An 18,842-nucleotide genomic window follows, 5' to 3' on the forward strand; every position below is an offset into this window, starting at 1 on the left:
AGCGGTAGTGGCATTGACGTTAGGGGAGCCAGTGGCAGTATTCGATTGCTTGCCCGAAATATTGATATGTCCAGAAGTCTACTTGAGATGGAAATTCCCGGCGATTCGAGATTACCCGATAGCCAAACTGGAGATATTGAGCTAAATGCAGCTGGCTCCATCACACTCAGCGATAGCTCCTTGCTAAATATATTGTCTGGACAGGGAAATGCTGGCAGTATAAATATTAATGCCCGCGATACCGTTTCTCTTGATATCAGTAGGATATACAGTACCGTGCGACCAACTGGCGTGGGTAATACTGGCGATATCAACATCACCACAGGGTCGCTTTCTCTCACCAATCGCGCTCAACTGAATTCCTACACGGCTGGACAGGGAATTGCAGGCAGTGTAAATATTAATGCCCGCGATACCGTCTCTTTGGATATCAGTAGGATATACAATACCGTGGAATCAACTGGTGTCGGTAATGCTGGCGAGATCAACATTACTACGGGGTCACTTTTTGTCAGGGGTGCTGGACTGAGTTCCTTCTCGAATGGACAGGGAAATGCGGGCACTGTGAATATTAATGCTCGCGATACCGTCTCTTTTTTTGATAAGGCTTCTGTAGTAACTGTTGGGCCTATTGGGCCGTCAACTGGTGTCGGTAATGCTGGCGATATCAACATCACTACGGGATCACTTTTTGTCACGGGTATCCAGATGTCTTCCTTCTCGGATGCATCGGGAAATGGAGGCAATATAAATATCAATGCCCGCGATACCGTTTCTCTCACACAGGGTGCTAACTTGTCTACCGGCTCGGTTGCACCGAAAGATTCAGGTAGCGTGAACATTAAGGCTGGCGATAGCGTCTCTATTGATGGCGCTTCCTCAATCTATACCGTCCTGAGCGAGAATCGCTCCCTTACCCCGGAATCAACTGATGTCGGTCATGCTAACGATATCAACATCACTACGGGAGCGTTTTCTCTCACCAATGGCAGTAGGCTGAATTCCTACACGGGTGGTCAGGGAAATGCAGGCAGTGTGAATATTAATGCTCGCGATCGCGTCATTATAGATGGTGAGTCTGACCTGGGATCCGGCATTCCTCAACTCACCAGCAATATCTCCACACAAGTGGCTTCAAATTATTTTTTTGGTCAAGGAGTGGGTCAAGGCGGAGATGTGACGATCACAACTGGCTCGCTGTTTCTGACCAACGGGGGTGGTGTGAATACCTCTACGCAGGGATTGGGAAATGCCGGTCGCGTCATCATTAATGCTCGTGACTCTGTACAGATTAGTGGCACAGCCCCTAGTTATCTTAGTTATTCTCCTCCTTTTCCTTTTAGTTCTTTTTTCTATAACGCTTATAGTGGGGTAACGACCTCAGCGCAGGCAGGCTCGGTGGGAAGCGGAGGGGACGTAATCATCACCACAGGCTCTCTGTCTGTTTCTGACTCTGGCACAATCAACACGAATGCACAGGGGCGAGGCAATGCCGGGAAGATCCAGATTCAGGCTAGAGATGCCGTCTCGTTTGATAGAGGAAATGCGATCAGTACGCTTGACTCCGGTGCCTACGGCAGGGGTGGCGATATTAACATTGAGGCGCGATCGCTCTCCCTGGGCAACGGTGCCAAGCTCTCCACTTCCACGGCTGGAGACGGGAATGCGGGCAACATCACCGTGAACACGCCAGAGCTACAGTTGTCAGGGGCAACCAGCGGTCTATTTGCTCAAACCACCAGTTCTGGAAATGCAGGGAACTTGACGATTCAACCGCGTGGCAATGGGCAAAGCGTGCGAGTGAACCTGCAGGATGGGGCGCAAATTTCTGCTTCCACTTCCAGCAGCGGTCGAGGTGGAACGTTGGCGATCGCTGCCCCAGAGTCGATTACTCTCACAGGCAATGGTTCGGTGATTGCCGCAGGAACAGGTGGCGGTGGTGCAGGTGGCAACTTAACTCTGCGTACAGGCACTCTCGGTATCCAAAACCAAGCAGAAGTGACGGTTAGCAGTTCCGGTACAGGCACTGCAGGCAACTTGTTTGTCGATGCCAATCGCATCTTTCTTGACAACCAAGGCAGAATTCGGGCAGATACTTCAGGCGGCGGTGGGAATATTAATTTACGAGCTCCCCTAATTCTGTTACGAAACGGCAGTAACATCACAACCAACGCCACAGGAAACAACATTCCCGGTGGCAATATTGAGATTGATAGCCGATTTCTCGTGGCTGGCAAGAATGAAGATAGCAATATCAGCGCCAATTCACAGGATTTTCGTGGCGGTAATGTCAGCATCAATGCCTATTCGATTTTTGGCATTCAACCACGTTTTCAGCCGACCTCCTTAAGTGATATCACTGCCACGGGAGCGAACTCTGCCTTAAATGGCACAATTAATGTCACGACAGCAGGAATTGACCCGACTTCTGGTTTAGTTGAATTACCGACTGAATTTGTAGACCCGTCGCGGTTGATTGCTACTGGCTGTCCTGCTAACGAGGGTAACTCTTTTATCATCACTGGGCGCGGTGGCTTGCCTCCCACTCCTGAGCAGGAATTAGACGATGACGCCGAGTGGGAAGACCGACGTAGACTAACAGTTCCTCAGCAAACCCCACAGCAGCTCACACCCCATAGCCGAAACATTGACACCCCAAATCGTTCACAAGAGCTCACGGCGAAGCCCAAATCCTACACCCCAATCATCGAAGCAACCGGATGGCAGAAAACTCCCAGTGGAGAAATCATCCTGGTTGCTACCACACCTGAACTGGGGGTGCAGCATCCGTTGAATCTACCTGTTAACTGCATTAGCAGCCAGTAAATTGTTTAGAGCGCTTTTAACTTCCTCGCCGTAAGTCCCGCACTGTAACGGTACTCCGTTCAGTGCCGGGATTGCTCTGGCGGGCGGCGATGAGGGTATCTCCAACTTAAATTGACCGTAGGTCGGTGAAGGAGGAGATATCGTCCGAGTCGCCAATCTCTGAGGTCGGTAGTCGTTTGATATAATCTCGAAGCACTTCGGCTGAAGAGATTCCTCGAACTTTCGCTGTTTTTTCTAGCTTGTCCCATTCTTGCTGGGTTAGCCGAACTCGAAATACTTTGTCTCTTGCCATAATCGTAGTCTATTTGTGCTACAATTATGATATCAGCTAACCACTGACCACTCGACACAAACGAACTTGCTTGCAAGGTGAACAGTGCGAACGCGAGTGCGTGCCCGAAGGGCATACGTTGGGAACGGTACAGAACCTTGACAATTGGTAGGGCGTTGCATTGAGAAAGATTGCTTCATGCATGAAACCATCAATGCGTAAAACCAGTTTGGTTTGGTTGTACAAAGCTTTTTGCTTTTTGTACAAAGACTCCGTGGGGCCTGACTGAGTCTCTAAACTGCCTGTGGAGGCATCGTTATCGGGGGCAAGCATTCGCTCGTATTGCAAGCCTAGATGCGACCAATGAAGCAGGAAATTTCTCCGGGGCGACTTGGAGAAGCCCACACGCTCATTCGGTACTCCGAATCAGTGCTGGGAGAATGTCACAGTAAATAAACCGCCATCTGCCACGCACCTTGCTACCCAGTCGTACAGAACGATGGTTCTGACTCCTGAGTTCTGAGTTCTTTCTTGTGAAAGCTTGAATGAAATAGGGCTACTTATTCATTCCGTTGTCATTCCCTACAATAGAGCGTGCCATTTGTAAAAAAAGACTTGTTTTACATCCTCTCAGGAACGCTGAAGCTGGTGTGAATAAAGTTGAAGCGTTTGTAATAAATACTAGGGCGATCGCTACTATTGTTTAAGCTATGTTAAGCAGCGCCTGACTTGTCGTTAGGGATACGGAGGGCAAAACAGCGAAATGAACGGGTGGCATCTGAAATCATGGTTTTTAATTGGCAGCGCTCTGAGTGTGCTGATGTGTGCTCAACCGATCGCAGCTCAAGTCGTTCCCGATAACACACTGCCAAGAGCAGAGCAAACGCAAGTCACAGGCAATCCCAACTTTCAGATTGATGGCGGAGCAAGGCGGGGTGGCAATCTGTTCCACAGCTTCCAATCGTTCTCGGTGCCAAGGGGTGGTAGTGCCTTCTTCAACAATGCAGCAGATGTGCAGAACATTCTGACCCGAGTCACGGGTCAGTCTATCTCAAATATTGATGGCTTAATCCGAGCCAACGGTACAGCCAACCTGTTTTTGCTCAACCCGAATGGAATAATCTTTGGACCCAATGCCAGCTTGAATATCGGTGGCTCGTTTGTCGCCAGTACCGCCAGTAGCATCAAGTTCGCGGATGGGACCGAGTTCAGTGCCGTCAATCCCTCTGCTTCTCCTCTGTTAACCATCAGTGTGCCAATTGGTTTGCAGTTCACGGGTCGGCAAGGAGACATCGTTGTGCAGCCTCCTACTCCTCAAAATCCGTTTACTGAAGTAAACGATGCGGATCAGCTTCTCGGTACCGCCCAGCCGGTCAACAATGCGACGGACCAAACAGGCTTTAACGCCATCTCAGGCACGTTGAACAATCCGAACGATGTTGACCTGTACCAACTGACCCTAAGACAAGGGGTGCCCTTCAGAGCGAGTACGGTGAATGGCTCTCGGGTGGATACCCAGTTGTTCTTGTTCGATGGCCGTGGTTTGGGCTTAGCGAGTAACGATGACGATTACAGTGCCCCCACTCAGCAATCGACTATAGGCTCGAATTTCTTCATCCCTCCGGCCTCAGGCACCTATTACTTGGGCATTTCTAGCTACAATAACAACCCGCGCAGTTCCCAAGGGTATATCTTTGCTGGATTATTGGGGAGGCCGAGGGGTCCCGGCGCTCAGTTCCCCTTAAGTGAGTGGGACAGCAACACTGGCAGTGGCGGAGGTTCCTATACGATTACGCTCGCCACGCAAACGCCGCTGCAGGTGCAACCGGGCAGAACGCTCGCGCTCGTGGGCGGCAATATTATGCTCAATCAGGCAAGGCTAGAGGCTCCGGGGGGGCGAGTCGAGTTGGGCGGCGTTGCTAGTTCAGGACTGGTTGGGCTGAATATGAATGGCAATGCGATCGATCTGAGTGTCCCCGATCAATTAGCGCGAGCCGATGTTGGCCTCAGCCGTAGCAACATCGACGTGACAGGCAACCGTGGCAGTATCCGGGTGTTTGCCCAAAACATTGACCTATCTGGCAGCATGCTCCTAACTCAGATTCCCGCAGATTCGAGATTACCCAATACCTCCACTGGAGGGATGGAGCTGAATGCAACGGGTTCTATCACAATCAGCCAGAGCTTCTTGACAAACCAATTGCAAGGACAGGGAACTCTCGGTAGCGTCAATCTGATAGCGGGCGATCGTATTTCCTTCAATAGCTCTTGGATACAGAATGATGTGAATCCAACTGGCGTCGGTAACGCTGGCAATATCAACATCACCACGGGGTCCTTGTCTGTCACCAATTCTAACCTGCAGTCCATCACGAGTGGACAGGGAAATACAAGCAGTGTCAACATTAATGCCCGCGATACCGTCTCTTTTGATCGCAGCCGTATAGAGCTTGTGAACCAACGTGGCGTCGGTAATGCTGGCGATACCAACATCACCACGGGGTCATTGTCTTTCACCAATTACGCTGTAGTGAGTTCCTTCACCAACGGACAGGGAAATGCAGGCAGTGTGAATATCAATGCCCGCGATACGGTTTCTTTCACACGGAATTCTGGACTGATTTCCACAACCAACGGACAGGGAAATGCAGGCAGCGTGACGATCAATGCCTACAATACCATTTCTTTCGATAACAATTCTGTAACTAATATCGTATTTTCCAATGGCATTGGTGGTACCACCTACCCCGGTGAGGTGATTACCTTGGCGCTACCAGCATCTGGGGTGTATTCCTTTGCGACACGAAAATCGGTGGGACGCGGAGGGAATGTCAGCATCACTACCGGGTCACTCTCTGTTTTCGACGGAGGGAGAATCAACACGAATGCACAGGGGCAAGGCGAGGCAGGCAATATCCTGATTCGAGCCAGCGATGCGGTCTCGTTTGATGGCAGCGAGATAACGAGCACGCTTGACTCCGGTGCCGTGGGCAGGGGTGGCGATATTAACATTGAGGCGCGATCGCTCTCCCTGCGCAATGGGGCAAAACTCTCCGCTTCCACTGCTGGCAAGGGAGACGCGGGCAACATCACCGTAAACACGCCAGAGCTACAGTTGTCAGGGGCAACCAGTGGTCTATTCGCCGGAACCAGCAGTACTGGGAATGCGGGTAACTTGACGATTCAACCGCGTGGCAATGGGCAAAGCGTGCGAGTGAACCTGCAGGATGGGGCGCAAATTTCTGCTTCCACTTCCAGCAGCGGTCGAGGTGGAACGTTAGCGATCGCGGCTCCAGACTCGATTACGCTCACAGGTAATGGTTCTGTCATTACTGCCGGAACGGGCAGTAGTGGAATTGGGGGAAACCTCAACCTCCGCACCGGAACTTTAAACATTCAAGACCAGGCAGAAGCCACCGTCAGTAGTTCGGGGACGGGCATTGCTGGCAACTTGTTTGTGGACGCAGATCGCATCTACCTCAACAATGGAGGCAGAATTCGAGCCGACACATCTGGGGGTGGGGGGAATATTGACTTGCTCGCTCCCCTAATTCTGTTGCGAAACGGCAGTAACATCACAACCAACGCCACAGGAAACAACATTCCCGGTGGCAACATTGGGATTGATACCCGGTTTCTCGTGGCTGGCAAAAATGAAAATAGCGACATCAGCGCCAATTCACAGGATTTTCGTGGCGGTAATGTCAGCATCAATGCTTATTCGATTTTTGGCATTCAACCGCGTTTTCAGCCCACCCCCAGTAGTGATATCACTGCCACAGGAGCGAACTCTGCCTTAAATGGCACAATCAATGTCACCACAGCAGGAATTGACCCGACTGCTGGTTTAGTTGAATTACCGATTGAATTTGTAGACCTGTCGCGGTTGATTGCTACTGGCTGTCCTGCTAACGAGGGTAACTCTTTTATCATCACTGGGCGCGGTGGCTTGCCTCCCACTCCTGAGCAGGAATTAGACGATGATGCCGAGTGGCAAGACCGACGTAGACTAACAGTTCCTCAGCAAACCCCACAGCAGCTCACACCCCATAGCCGAAACATTGACACCCCAAATCGTTCACAAGAGCTCACAGCTTTTCCCAAATCCTGTACCCCAATCATCGAAGCAACCGGATGGCAGAGAACTCCCAGTGGAGAAATCATCCTGGTTGCTACCACACCAGATCCAACGGTGCAACATCCGTTGAATCTACCTGTTAACTGCCAAGGCAGGCAGTAAACTAGACCTCTTGCAAAAATGCTTGAATTGTCATGTTTACCGAGTGAGAACATAGGAGTGGAGATTCCTCGCTACACTGCGTTTAGCGACTAATGACATTCACGTTTTTTGAATGAATGCAAGAAGTCTACTGATGTGAGTTCGACGGATCTGTCCGACCCAACCTCCCTGTTTGCCTAATAGTCGTCGCGCCTAAATAACCCCAACACCGGACCAAGAATCACACCAAAGACAAAACCGCCGATATGCGCCCAGTAAGCAACTCCGCCCGTCTCCACACTCATGTTAGCGGCGGCTTGCAGGTTGGCAAGACCAGAGATGACATTTTGGATAAAGAAAATCCCAATCAGAAGCAGTGCAGGAACTCTAATTGTGGTAAAAAAAATACCTAAAAAGACTAATGACATCACTCTTGCATGGGGAAAGCGAATGATGTAAGCACCCAAAACTCCAGAAATAGCACCACTTGCCCCTAACGATGGAACTCCAGAATTGACACCTATGATCCACTGGCATAAAGCTGCTAGGGCACCACAACTGAGATAAAAAATTATGTATTTAAAATGACCTAAGCGATCTTCAATATTGTTACCAAAAATCCATAGAAACACCATATTTGAAATTAGGTGCCACCAACCACCGTGTAAGAATTGCGACGTAAATAAAGTCGTCCATTCCCCACCCAAGTTGTTCGTTAACTCTCGTGGCACCACTGCATACAGCTGCAAAAACTGCTCTAATTGTGTACCTGGCAGACTAATTTCATGGAAAAAAACTAAAACGTTCATGCCAATCAACCCGTAGGTAATATACGGGGTGATTCGTGTTGGGTTTTCGTCATACAGGGGAAACACAGGTGTTTTTCCTCATCACTAATTAACTGCAATATATCTTGTGGGGCTAGCAGTTGCTGAAAAGGAATTTGACCTGCTGCTGTAAGCTGCCATAAGAAACCTGTATTTGGCAAAGATCATAAGAAGTGCCAGCCTTATTCGTGGCACTTGCTTTGTAGTGAACTACCTACACCTGTCTGAGTACAGACAAGGTGTAGGCTTCCGGCGCATTTTTCAACACTGCCAGAACTTCCTTCAGGGTACTATTGGTAGTAGAGTCACCGACTACTAGATTCCCCTTACGGCGTTTTAACGTTGGGAACAGCCCCAGCCCAACGCGCTTAATGTTGATTCCCGCGTTAATATCGCGGTCAACGTTAAGCGAGAGTTCAGTATCCCAATAAGAGCGTATATGGCAGTCAGTGAAGACAATCTCGTCACGATACGCCAGTAATTGAGATGTGTATGCAGGGTTAACTGCTATGACCCTAGCCCCAGCTTTTCCAGCTATGTATTCCAGAGTTGTGAAAAAATGCCCAAAAGCAGCATCATTCCAAGATTTGTTTAAACCCGATTTAGCGGACTGCCCGTTTGGTAAAAATTTACCGTCCTCATCAAGTTTAGCTTTATTGCGCTTTGATAACGCTTTTAGGTTTAAGTCCTCATGGACAAAAACTTTCTTAAGAGTCCGTACTAACGCATGAGCGGTTTTGAACGCATGGTCAATCCTAGCTCTGGCAATGCGTTGATGTTCGCGTCCTTGGCGTTTGGCAAGTTTGCGACGCGCTTTGCTACCTTTGCGTTTTTTCTCCTTACGACGCTGAACCTGTGCCAAGCGCTTCTCAGATTTTCTGAAAGATTTTAGAGCAGGTAGCTTAGTCCCCTCACTCGTTGCCAAGTAATCTTGCTCGTGCAGTACCGCGTCTATTCCCAAAGTATTGTCCCAAGTGGGAATAATCTCATCAGGGCTAAAGGCTGGAACAGTTGGGTCTTCCAAACAAATAGTTGCATACCATCCATCGGATTTTTTGGTAAGCAACATATTTTTGAGAATAAACCCATTAGGCAGAGGTCGGTGCAAACGTACCGTCAACCAACCTTTCAGCTTTGAAATCGACAAGAATAACCAATCTTTTTCTGTCCTTTGAACGGCTATAGCCTGTCCTTCAATCCTCAAAGTGCGGTATCGTGCTGAATTCTTAAAGCGTGGCTTCCCACTACGTTTCCCGTTACTGTCCCCTTGAAGAAAACGTTTAAACGCCAGGTCTACGCGCTTTGATACGTCCTGTAGCGTCTGAGACGGTACAGACGTGAAATCTAGCAGTTCACTAGAATGCTGAACAATAACCAAATCTTCTTTGAGAATTGGTAACTGCTTTTTCTGGGAATAAAAGTCTGGATTTTCTTGTAACTCCGGCAATGAACAAGTTAGCGGGCATGAGTTAACGTCATTACGGTTATGTTGCCACCAATTAAACCTATCTCCAAGCTGCCTGTTATACCAATACCTAGTGATGCGTAGCCAGCTATTTATTTGGTGCTTTTGATTGATGTCTGGGTAGACGCGGTATTGATAATTCAGCAACACTTGGAAATCACCTCCTGGTTGTTGACTTTCTTGCGCTGTATACTTTCTAGTATAGATGTCGGAGTTATTTAATGTCAACAAGAAAAGGGAAGAAACCAGTAAAAAATGTGCCGCTACTTCATGAAGAATTAAAAAGCAGACATTGCGTATGGCTTACCCCTACAGCATGGGATAAACTACAAAAGAAAGCCACAAGCGATGGTATTAGTGTTAGTGAATTACTTGAGAAGATAGCAACCGAGATAGAATTTTAATCGTTCTTGATGGCACGATAATTCGGGATTCATCAGCTATTCCACTCCCGCGCCAACTGATAGTTGGCATAGGTCGGGAATATCTTCCTCATCCCCCGCCTTATATCCCAGCACCAAGCTTTCAGCTATGGTGTGGGGCTTACGGCGAAGAAGCTAAGTACAGGATTCCACAAGTTCGTAACTTTTTTAAACGCACCAGGTAGCGGAGGAACGCGCAAAGGGACGCAGAGTCTTGCCAAATTTTATCCGCTACGAATTAATGAAATGCTGTACTAAGTGTACCAAGGCTCTTGCTTTGGTTTGTCGCTAAATAACCCCAGCAATGGACCAAGAACTGCCCCAAATACAAAACCACCTGCATGCGCCCAGTAGGCGATACCGCCGCTTTCCATGCCAATATTAGTAGGTGTTTCTAGACTAGCGAGTCCGTAGAAAGCTTGTTCGAGAAACCAAAACCCCAGAAAAAAGACTGCTGGAACACGAAATGTGGGGAAGAAAAACCCTAGGGGAATAACGCCGAGAATTTCTGCTTGGGGAAACCGGAGAATGTATGCCCCTAACACGCCGGCGATCGCACCACTAGCCCCCAACGAAGGAATTGAAGAATTCTGTGAAAAGTACCACTGCGCCAGTGATGCCAAAACACCGCAACTTATATAGAAAAACAAGTATTTGATATGACCCAATTTGTCTTCAACGTTGTTACCAAAAATCCACAGGAACAACATATTACCAGCCAGGTGCAGTAAACCACCGTGCAAAAACTGCGAAGTAATCAAAGTAATCCATTCTGGCACTGGCTGATGAACTGAAATTCCCGCAAAACTGGCACTCAGTTCTCGCGGCACAACAGCCGCAAGGTGTAAAAATCCATCTAATTGTTGCGGAGGTAGATTGGCTTCGTAAAGAAAAGCCAAAACATTGGCGGCAATCAGCCCATAAGTGACGTAGGGCGTGATTGTTACAGGATTATCATCTCTGATAGGAACCACAGGCGTTTTTTCCGATTTTTGAGGAACCAGCCTCACAGTACCTAATTTTTCGTGTCGTTTCTTCTAACCTGTGGAGGTATTTAGCACAGTGAACAGTAATCAGTGAACAGTTAACAGTGAACAACTGCCAACTGATAACTGCTTAATAATTCTTCATTGCCCGTTGCATCTCACGCTGATCTTGGCGTCGTTTGATGTCTTCGCGCTTGTCATGGACTTTTTTACCTTTGCCAAGAGCTATACTGACTTTCACCCAGCCGCGCTTAAGATACATCTTCAAGGGTACTAAAGTCAAACCCTGCTGTTCTACTTTGCCAATCAGCTTGCGAATTTGCTCGCGATGCAGCAGCAGCTTGCGTGTGCGGCGCGGTTCATGGTTGAAATACTGCCCACTAGAAGTGTACGGCGAGATATGCGCGTTAATTAGCCATACTTCTCCATCACGGATTAAGGCATAGCCATCTTGGAGATTAGCCTTACCCGCACGAATTGACTTGACTTCCGTTCCTGTCAACTCAATTCCAGCTTCGTAGGTTTCGAGAATTTCGTATAAATAACGGGCTTGACGATTGTCGCTAACAACTTTGTAGCCTTCGTTCTTGTCACTCATTGATCATTTGGCGTAGGTATATGTGTCAAAAGAAATAGTATAGGGTAGTTTGGGGGTATAGATGGGAATTTAAAGCAGCACCAATGTTTCTCTGAATATTAGGTTTATCCTACTAATTTAGCTTTTTTATACTGTTTTAGCTTGTTTGTATTCTTAATTAATCTTTTTTATCACTAATTGGTTATTTCCGGTCATCTATGTTTTTATTTATGCAATGAATCGTTAGTTAATAACAAGTAAAAAATAATCCTTTACAGAGGTAGCATCTTACTTTTGAAAAGGTTGAAATAATTTTGTATATCTTCAGCGTGAGTTGAGATGGTGCTTATTTTATAGCCACAGGATGATTTTGTTCAGCTATGGAATCGGTAAATTGATGAGTGAAAAGTTAATGGTTGAGGAAGTTAAATTATGAAACGTCAATTAACAGCAGCTATTGGTGCTAGTGTTATCGGCTTAAGTATGGCTGTTTTACCCGGAATACCTGCTTCTGCTCAAACCAATACTGGTGACACCGGAACGACCGGAACGACCACTGGTGGTACCACCACAACTGACACGAGAAGTACAAATTATCGTGGTGACGATGGTTTTGATTGGGGCTGGTTGGGATTACTTGGTTTACTAGGTTTAGGTGGTTTGGCTGGCAAACGCCGCGAAGAAGGTACTCGCTATCGTGACCCCAATGCCGTTGGCAGCACTACCTACAGAGAATAGAATAATCGTAGTGTTTGTCTAAGCTATGTGTAAAAAGAATTGAACAATGAAAAGACACAAAGCCTTAGACTGTGTATCTAAGGCTTATTTAAGTCGATTAAGCAAGGATAGTCTGTAGCAAAGACTGTCCTCAGGCTTTGTACACAATAATTAACTCGCTGTAGGTTCTGGATTGGGCGAATTGAATTCTCTGGTTCGATTTAGCGGTAAAGATTTGTAATAGCTGGCAATTAAGCCAACCAGCAGCCACCATACGGTATTAACTTCAGGACGATACCAAACGGTATCAACCAAGCCGTGGGCAAGCATACCAGCTAAAGAGGCGATCGCCCCAATCAGCCAAAATCCCTCTACACTTTTGAGTTCTCGTAACCGCTGCAGTTGTAGGAAAGCAGTATTAAATATCACAATCAGCAACCACAAGAAACAAGCTAAACCAATAAATCCAGTTTCTACAGTCACCTCCAAGAAAATTGAATAGGCGCTCAAAGCGTTATAACGGGGGAGTTGGTAAAGCGGGTAAATTCTATTAAAAGCGTTGTGACCAGGTCCTATACCAGTTATCGGGAAATCCTGAACCATCTTGAAAGCAGCATTCCAAACATTCGTGCGAAATTTACTACTGCTATCACCTTTGCCACTAAAAATACTGAAAAAACGTTCGCGAACTGGCTCAACAAAGACTACTGCAACGAGCAATAACCCAAACAAACTTCCTAAAATCAGCCACAGGGACCAAGTGCGCCAGAAAGGGGGCATTTGCACACTCCACCAGTAATAAAGCAACGTAAGTAAAGTCAAAGTTGCAACTACCAACCCAATCCAACCACCACGGCTTGAAGTCAGATACAGACAAGAAGCATTGACAACTAGCATTGTTAATGCTAAAGCTTTCTTCCATCGGCTTTGCCAAGCAAAAATTGCAACTGCACTTAAAACCACCGCAGGCAGAAGATACCCAGCCAGCAAGTTGGGATTGCCCAAATAACTGTAAACCCTTGTTGACTTTGACAGAGGAGAATCAGGATCAACCCAAGTAGCCAGCGCTGGCGCTCCAAAAAACCATTGCCGCAACCCATATACACTCACAATCAGGGATATATGCAAGTACAGCGTAATCAGCCAAGATCGAAAGCGGGGTGACGTGAGAACCCTAGCACACAGGGCAAACAGTAGCAAATACAGTGTGAAATTTCGCAAGTCGGTAAACGCCGCCTTCTTCACAGGTGATAATGCTGTCGCTACGGTAGCAATTCCCCAATAAAGCAAGACCAGCAAGTGAATGGGGGTTACACTTCGAGCATTCGGTGTTGTTTCATCTGATAAAGTTAACAGCAGCCAAAATGCTGCACAACCAAGCAATATCAATCCCAATAGGTCATTGGGCACAAAAGGTGCAAGACCATAGATCAGGCTGAGTAAAACAGCCGCTATTGCTTCTCCCCATTGCATGAATAGGCTGCTTTGCCGCCAGGAATGCAACAGCCCTACTAGAGAGCGGTGCAGGTAACTCGTGGCAAGATATTGTCTTAGAGGCAGATAGGATAAAGTGAATCGTTGCCAAACTAAATTCATAATACTAAGCTGTGATGAATTAGCACTCCCGCGTAGAACTTCGACTTAATCATAATCCGGGTCTTCTAAAAAGTTCACACCGCAGGTTGCGTTCTTACTATTCACTCGTTGCTAATTGCCATCAGAGCCATTAACGATTAATTGTCAACCATTGGTCATGATTTGAAGCATTTGCAGTCGGTACTTATTGAACACAGCTCGTTTGTAGTTGGGCGTCAACGCAAGCAAACCGGAGTTAGGCATCGCTAGGTGCTTCTGGTACGTCTAAATCCAGTGGCAAACTCAGCACATAACGATATCCTGATTCTGATGACCCTTGAACAACAATTTGTCCACTATGCAACTCTGCTAGATGGCAGCTTAGCAAAAGACCCAAGCTTTCACGAGAAAGATTACCATGCGGCTGATTTGAATTTACGCTTGATTTATCCAAGATGACTGATAAATCCTCTGGTTGCTCTTGGTTGTCCGGATCACCTTTATCAGTTGGGATAGCACCTATAAGCTCTAGCATTGGTAGTGTATTACTCTGGCGAAAGTAGGGGTCAATTTCGGTGATACCGTCTCCCAGCCAAGGATGTGATACCCAAACTGTGATGTTTAGCGTATCGTCTTTAGAAGAAACATGAATGCGAACAATACTACCTGTAGCAGAAAGTTGAATCACGCTAAAAACTAGGTGATATAAAATTTGTCGCACCTTGTCTTTATCTAACGAGCAAATGCGATTGCGCACTGGTTCTACAGATAGGCGAATATCCTGCTCACGACGGTGGGCTGCTTCTTCTAAGGTATTGATAGCTTGTTGACACAGCATTTCAATGTCTACAGGAACTAGATTCAACACCGTCGGGTTTTCATCCATTGTCCCCAGTTCAAAAATTTCGTTAACCAACGAAAGTAAGTACCGACCACTGTGTTGAATAATCTCGAGATATTCTCTTTGCTTGGTTGTTAAAGGACCGTAAATCTCACGCCCTAAAACACTTGCCATGCCTAACACGGATGTTAAAGGGGTACGCAACTCTTGAATGAGTTGTCCTAACAGTTCCAATTTCAGTTGGTTGGTGCCAACTAAATCTTTTTGTAAAACAGATGGGCTGATTTTGATTTCAGTAGTATTGATAACATCCTTCTGTGACTCCTTGGAAGTACTCTTGGGGGTTCTCCTATTTGGGGTTGCTTGCAACAGACGGTTACGCTCAAATTCACTCATGCTCCAACGAGCAATGATTTGTAACAATTCAATGTCTCTATTTGTAAAATCACGTGGTTTTGTATCCATGACTGCCAATACACCCAAACAATACCCAGAAGCATCAAACAGTGGTGCTCCTAAGTAAGAGCGAATGCCATAATCCTCAATCAACTTGCTGTAAGCGGATGCGCTCGTTAATTGGTCTGTATCATTAATTACAAAAGCTTGCGAAGTCTCTACTACCTTAGTGCAGAAGGATTCTTGGCGTAACAGTTCACGACTTTGTGCCAGGGGATTCATGATTCCTCCCCGCAGCTTGGATAAGCCTACAGATGATTTGAACCAGTGACGTTCTTGATCTAGGAAGCCCAAAATGCAAATTGGCGCTGACAAGAAGTGGGCAGCAGTTTGAGTGGCTTCTTCAAAAACTGGAATTGTCTCTGGTTGACGCAAACCCAAATCTGACAATACCTTGAGCCGTTGTCGTTCTCTCGTTTCCTGGGAAACCCAGTCGTCCTTTAGGGCAAACAATTTGTTCTCAGGGTCTACCATTGCGATCGCTACCTTGATATTCTCTGAAAAAAGTAATTTATATAACCACTGTTTCTGGGTTATTTGCTATCCTTAAGGTTCCCTAATTTTGTCCTAAATGAACAAGGTAAAAGTAAAAATTTTTCTACTGTAAGTTTTGCGATGCAGACGTTAAGCCTAGTAGTCTGCCACACAAATTTTGACAGGTAAAATAAAAAACCACAAAGACGCAGAGAACGCAAAGGAAGAGGAAAAGAAGACAAGGAGCGAAATTGATTTACCTATCAAAACTAATGTGGTGAACTACTAGGTCACAAGCCCTCGATTTGAATCGTGGAGAAATAGACGCTTGGTTGCAACTTTATTGAAACCCCCGGATTCATCCGTGGGGACATTCTGACTTCTGTTCGCGTAGCGTGTCCGTAGGACATATTCTATCTTCTGACTCCTCCTCATTAAGAAAGAACTCAGGAATCCGCAGCTAGGAACTCAGAATCAATAGATTTAAGCATTGGTTGAAATAGTCAAAAAATGACCAAAGACAAAATACTTACCTTTGTAACCCACATTCCGCACTTTAGTTTATAGTACATAAATTAATGAAAGAAGTGGGAAACTGACATCTTGCACCAAGAAAATTTGATAAAATTTTAACACTCAGTATGAAGTCTGGAGCCCTTATTTGACCGAGAAAAGCCAAAAAAAGTGATGTAACTTTATTGCGCTGCTTTTGACTAAGCCTAGGCTTATACGGAGAGGTGCAAGATCTGAGGAAAGAGTTGCGTCTTCCATTAAGTATAAATATTTAAAATATAGTAAATGAAGGAACAAAGGTACAGGTATCGTGAACGACTGCAAACAGTGGGAAAATAAGTCAGAAAACCAATAGAAGTAAGAAATGAATTATCAAGAAGAAGAAATAGAGGTGAGAAACTTAGATCACTTGGGAATAGTAGCGGGAATAATTGATGAAATAGGAATATACGAGTCCTATTTGATTTTTGAACAAGACTACGAGAAAATACGGTGGGGTGTACAAGTCTAACAGGAAACAATGATAAATCAGCATTTACAAACTGCTAGACTCCCGGTGGGAGTATCACAGCAAAAGTTTTTAGAGGAAACTACGCTTCAAGCGATCGCACAACTGTGTTAGCAACAAATCATTTTTCTCTTCCACCCAAGACTTAATCATGCTTAGATGTTCATCCTGAATTGTTGGCTTTTGGTATCCCCCACGTTGTTTTGCTTCAATTTGTCCACTTTCACGATCCCGGACGCAGCAGGTTTCGTACAAACGACAAGCTGACCTTAAATCTTTGCGCCACCTGCCGTTGAGAACCAACATTCGCTAACCAAGCTGCTATCACGCGACGACGCAAATCCTCGAAGTAAGATACTGGCATCGAATCAAACAATTACTTCATGTCTAGGTTACCGTAATTTGTGGTTCAATTACCTGAAAATTGCTGTAACTTGAGTGATGAACGTTATCGAATCTTGCAATTCTTTCCAGCTTCTTGTCAAAAGTATTATTTATCCTAAAAATATCTAATTCATTATTTGACACACTTATTTGATAGATCATCATCCCATAACATCTACATTGAATATCCTTGTAGAACTAGCTTTTAAGCCATAGATAAAAGCTGGTTATTTATCCTGTTTAATTTCTTTTTTTGAGGTTTACATAAGTATCAAATTTAGAAATTTTGGTTTTTTCCAAATGTATCTGCTTATACTACTATTTTAAGTGCCGAATGTGGGGTGTAACTCCAAGGAATGTGGGTTATGAGCTTTCTATTAACTTAAATACGGACGCTGTAACGACAGCAAAAATAACTGCGTAATAAGCCGGCAGTCTCAAAAGAGCAAAAATAAACGCTACTGTACCTCCCAAGATGCCAGTCCACGCACTTCTTGGATCAGCGTTTAATATGCCAGGAAAGATGAGCGCGCCCAACGCGGCGTAAGGAACTCCTTTGAACCATGATTCAGTAAACGGTGTTAATTTGATCTTAGAGATAAATAAAACAGGAAGCAATCGAGGTATCATTGTAACAATTGACATTCCCAGTACTAGCAAAGGTTCAGTTTTCATTAGACGTTTTACCTTTTCTTTCAAGAAACGGAGACAAAAACGAGCCTAATACAATAGCAATAACTAAAGACCAACCAGAAGAAATAAAGTTTTGTAGAACCGCATTAATAGCTATTGCAGCAGTAACAACCAAAAGATATTTCCCATTCTGTCGCAAAGCTGGCACAAGCACTGCAATAAACATGGCATAGAGAGCCACGCTCATCCCCCTGCTTATTACCTCAGGAATAAATAGAGCTATCCAAGAACCAAGCATTGTTCCACCAACCCAGGCCAAAAATGAAAACATTATCAAGCCAGCCATTCCCGGGACAGTCCGGATGTCATTGTCCTTAGTCAGCGAGGCAACCGCGAAGGTTTCATCCGTTATACCTAAGGAAAATAGAGCTTTCTTTGTGCCAGACATCCCATGTAGTTGCGGCAGCAATGATAGGTTCATGATAATGTGGCGAAGGTTCATGAAAAGAGTAGTGATTACGATCTCAAAAATAGGGGTGCCGACAGAAAGCATACTTACTGCCATAAACTGGCTCGCTCCGGCATAGACTGTAGCTGACATAAAAACAGATGCTGTGACAGATAACTGCTTTTCAGTACTGATGATGCCGAAGGAAACAGCAATGGGAATATATCCGATAACAATTGGTATTGCTGCCTGCAACCCCTTGCGAAATTGCACTGTTGCTGAGGGTATTATTATCAACGCGCGACTTTCCTAAAGACCATTACATGTGTTCCTGCATCAAATTTACCATCCCTATCCGAGGTTCAGCCGGGATAGGGCGCTTGCGCTGGCTGACCGCGTTGCGGGTACAGGGATGCAAAGTTTTCATCCTGATAAAAAACACACTGCGCTCGTCGCGCCGATGCATATAGAGATTACCTTTAGGGAACGCAGCTAAAGCTACACGCACCGTTTCATTCGGAACGGGAGGAATTTCTTCGGGATGTAAGCACATACGCTCGTCTCCATAAGTATTTCTTCTAGTTTATTAGTTATTCACGCAGCAGCTCTTGCACAACTTTTACCATGTAAGACACGAAAGAGCACGTCAATTTCTCCATGTAATACACTGTAGTCTCTGGAGCTTTAACCGAGTATTACA

At 45.8% G+C, this 18,842-nt stretch carries 15 protein-coding genes and 1 pseudogene; 5 read left to right on the top strand and 11 right to left on the bottom strand.

Going from position 1 to position 18,842, the window contains the following annotated elements; all coding sequences use genetic code 11:
* Positions 1-2,826, top strand: a 2,826-nt coding sequence (locus AACT52_RS24585) for a beta strand repeat-containing protein (protein ID WP_073633678.1), incomplete at its 5' end; no start/stop codon positions are given.
* Between the two features lie 106 nt (positions 2,827-2,932).
* Here AACT52_RS24585 and AACT52_RS24590 read toward each other — a convergent pair.
* A complete protein-coding gene (locus AACT52_RS24590; protein WP_073633679.1) occupies positions 2,933-3,118 on the bottom strand; it encodes a hypothetical protein in 186 nt (61 codons plus the stop codon).
* A gap of 742 nt (positions 3,119-3,860) precedes the next feature.
* Between AACT52_RS24590 and AACT52_RS24595 the strand changes: the two genes are divergently transcribed.
* Entirely contained in the window at positions 3,861-7,337 is a 3,477-nt protein-coding gene (locus AACT52_RS24595; RefSeq protein WP_073633681.1) for a two-partner secretion domain-containing protein, read from the top strand.
* A gap of 176 nt (positions 7,338-7,513) precedes the next feature.
* Here the strand turns inward: AACT52_RS24595 and AACT52_RS24600 are convergent, their stop codons facing one another.
* Positions 7,514-8,191 carry a rhomboid family intramembrane serine protease gene (locus AACT52_RS24600; RefSeq protein WP_073633682.1) on the bottom strand — a complete coding sequence of 226 codons (678 nt, stop codon included), beginning with the start codon at positions 8,189-8,191 and terminating at the stop codon, positions 7,514-7,516.
* A 166-nt stretch (positions 8,192-8,357) separates the two neighbouring features.
* Positions 8,358-9,836, bottom strand: coding sequence for an RNA-guided endonuclease InsQ/TnpB family protein (locus AACT52_RS24605; protein ID WP_339375001.1), 1,479 nt, complete (start codon positions 9,834-9,836; stop codon positions 8,358-8,360).
* On the opposite strand from AACT52_RS24605, the gene AACT52_RS24610 reads away from it, so the two are divergent.
* Positions 9,830-10,012 carry a hypothetical protein gene (locus AACT52_RS24610; RefSeq protein WP_073633683.1) on the top strand — a complete coding sequence of 61 codons (183 nt, stop codon included), beginning with the start codon at positions 9,830-9,832 and terminating at the stop codon, positions 10,010-10,012. The genes AACT52_RS24605 and AACT52_RS24610 overlap by 7 nt on opposite strands.
* A gap of 272 nt (positions 10,013-10,284) precedes the next feature.
* Here AACT52_RS24610 and AACT52_RS24615 read toward each other — a convergent pair whose 3' ends face one another.
* Complete coding sequence (locus AACT52_RS24615) at positions 10,285-11,004, bottom strand: rhomboid family intramembrane serine protease (protein WP_073633732.1); 720 nt, start codon at positions 11,002-11,004, stop codon at positions 10,285-10,287.
* 142 nt (positions 11,005-11,146) lie between these two features.
* Positions 11,147-11,614 carry an SsrA-binding protein SmpB gene (smpB, locus tag AACT52_RS24620; protein WP_073633684.1) on the bottom strand — a complete coding sequence of 156 codons (468 nt, stop codon included), beginning with the start codon at positions 11,612-11,614 and terminating at the stop codon, positions 11,147-11,149.
* Between the two features lie 411 nt (positions 11,615-12,025).
* On the opposite strand from smpB, the gene AACT52_RS24625 reads away from it, so the two are divergent.
* Positions 12,026-12,331: a WGxxGxxG family protein gene (locus AACT52_RS24625; RefSeq protein ID WP_073633685.1), complete on the top strand. Its 306-nt coding sequence runs from the start codon at positions 12,026-12,028 to the stop codon at positions 12,329-12,331.
* A 150-nt stretch (positions 12,332-12,481) separates the two neighbouring features.
* Here the strand turns inward: AACT52_RS24625 and AACT52_RS24630 are convergent, their stop codons facing one another.
* Positions 12,482-13,906, bottom strand: a complete 1,425-nt coding sequence (locus AACT52_RS24630) for an IctB family putative bicarbonate transporter (protein WP_073633686.1) — start codon at positions 13,904-13,906, stop codon at positions 12,482-12,484.
* 235 nt (positions 13,907-14,141) lie between these two features.
* Positions 14,142-15,656 (bottom strand): GAF domain-containing sensor histidine kinase, encoded by a 1,515-nt coding sequence (locus tag AACT52_RS24635; RefSeq protein WP_073633687.1) that lies wholly within the window; start codon positions 15,654-15,656, stop codon positions 14,142-14,144.
* 877 nt (positions 15,657-16,533) lie between these two features.
* Between AACT52_RS24635 and AACT52_RS24640 the strand changes: the two genes are divergently transcribed.
* Complete coding sequence (locus AACT52_RS24640) at positions 16,534-16,680, top strand: hypothetical protein (protein WP_158054761.1); 147 nt, start codon at positions 16,534-16,536, stop codon at positions 16,678-16,680.
* Between the two features lie 220 nt (positions 16,681-16,900).
* Here the strand turns inward: AACT52_RS24640 and AACT52_RS24645 are convergent, their stop codons facing one another.
* The 4 genes and pseudogenes from AACT52_RS24645 to AACT52_RS24660 all read right to left on the bottom strand — a co-directional run.
* Positions 16,901-17,041: a hypothetical protein gene (locus tag AACT52_RS24645; protein WP_233154060.1), complete on the bottom strand. Its 141-nt coding sequence runs from the start codon at positions 17,039-17,041 to the stop codon at positions 16,901-16,903.
* A gap of 383 nt (positions 17,042-17,424) precedes the next feature.
* Complete coding sequence (locus AACT52_RS24650) at positions 17,425-17,736, bottom strand: AzlD domain-containing protein (RefSeq protein WP_073633688.1); 312 nt, start codon at positions 17,734-17,736, stop codon at positions 17,425-17,427.
* Positions 17,726-18,415, bottom strand: coding sequence for an AzlC family ABC transporter permease (locus AACT52_RS24655; protein WP_198940982.1), 690 nt, complete (start codon positions 18,413-18,415; stop codon positions 17,726-17,728). Before AACT52_RS24655 ends, AACT52_RS24650 begins: the two co-directional genes overlap by 11 nt.
* A 98-nt stretch (positions 18,416-18,513) precedes the next feature.
* Positions 18,514-18,695: pseudogene (locus AACT52_RS24660) on the bottom strand (IS5/IS1182 family transposase); the annotation flags it as partial.
* Between the last annotated feature and the right edge of the window lie 147 nt (positions 18,696-18,842).

The organism is Scytonema sp. HK-05 (genome assembly GCF_963872035.1).
In the GTDB taxonomy this organism is placed as follows: Bacteria; Cyanobacteriota; Cyanobacteriia; order Cyanobacteriales; family Nostocaceae; genus Kalymmatonema.

Bases quoted from the DNA above. Each gene is read 5' to 3' on its own strand.
- AACT52_RS24590 (WP_073633679.1), bottom strand. From the start codon at position 3,118: ATGGCAAGAGACAAAGTATTTCGAGTTCGGCTAACCCAGCAAGAATGG.
- AACT52_RS24595 (WP_073633681.1), top strand. From the start codon at position 3,861: ATGAACGGGTGGCATCTGAAATCATGGTTTTTAATTGGCAGCGCTCTG.
- AACT52_RS24610 (WP_073633683.1), top strand. From the start codon at position 9,830: ATGTCAACAAGAAAAGGGAAGAAACCAGTAAAAAATGTGCCGCTACTT.
- smpB (WP_073633684.1), bottom strand. From the start codon at position 11,614: ATGAGTGACAAGAACGAAGGCTACAAAGTTGTTAGCGACAATCGTCAA.
- AACT52_RS24625 (WP_073633685.1), top strand. From the start codon at position 12,026: ATGAAACGTCAATTAACAGCAGCTATTGGTGCTAGTGTTATCGGCTTA.
- AACT52_RS24630 (WP_073633686.1), bottom strand. From the start codon at position 13,906: ATGAATTTAGTTTGGCAACGATTCACTTTATCCTATCTGCCTCTAAGA.
- AACT52_RS24635 (WP_073633687.1), bottom strand. From the start codon at position 15,656: ATGGTAGACCCTGAGAACAAATTGTTTGCCCTAAAGGACGACTGGGTT.
- AACT52_RS24640 (WP_158054761.1), top strand. From the start codon at position 16,534: ATGAATTATCAAGAAGAAGAAATAGAGGTGAGAAACTTAGATCACTTG.
- AACT52_RS24645 (WP_233154060.1), bottom strand. From the start codon at position 17,041: ATGCCAGTATCTTACTTCGAGGATTTGCGTCGTCGCGTGATAGCAGCT.
- AACT52_RS24650 (WP_073633688.1), bottom strand. From the start codon at position 17,736: ATGAAAACTGAACCTTTGCTAGTACTGGGAATGTCAATTGTTACAATG.